This window comes from Halorubrum sp. Atlit-26R (genome assembly GCF_003666015.1).
In the GTDB taxonomy this organism is placed as follows: domain Archaea; phylum Halobacteriota; class Halobacteria; order Halobacteriales; family Haloferacaceae; genus Halorubrum.
In genome coordinates, this window is the sequence record NZ_QPLT01000390.1 from 1 (window position 1) to 517 (window position 517).

Annotated in this window: 1 pseudogene; it reads left to right on the forward strand. The window is 73.1% G+C overall.

The annotated features are described in order from the left end of the window. A pseudogene (gene ligA, locus DVK07_RS21110) lies at window positions 1-517 on the forward strand (NAD-dependent DNA ligase LigA); the annotation flags it as partial.

A 517-nucleotide genomic window follows, 5' to 3' on the forward strand; every position in this document is an offset into this window, starting at 1 on the left:
CCGACCGAGGGCTCGCCGACTCGCCGGGTCGGCGGCGAGCCCATCGACGCGCTGGAGACGGTCGAGCACGTCGCGCCGATGCTCTCTATCGACAACGACACCGACGCGGACGCAGTCCGCGAGTTCGACGAGCGCGTCCGCGAGGGGCTGGCCGACGCGGCCGAGTCAGGCGACCTCCCCGAGTTCGACCCGGTCGACCTCGCGTACGTCTGCGAGCCGAAGTTCGACGGCCTCTCGATCGAAGTGGTGTACGAGGACGGCGAGTACGTCCGCGCGGCGACCCGCGGTGACGGCCGCGAGGGCGACGACGTCACCGAGCAGGTCCGGACGATCGGCTCGGTCCCCGGCCGCCTGCGCGGCGACGATCATCCCGACCGGCTCGCGGTGCGCGGCGAGGTGTACATGCCGAGGGACGCCTTCGAGGCGTACAACGACGAGCTGATCGAGCGCGGCGAGGAGCCGTTCGCGAACCCGCGCAACGCCGCGGCCGGGACGCTCCGCCAGCTCGACCCCGGCG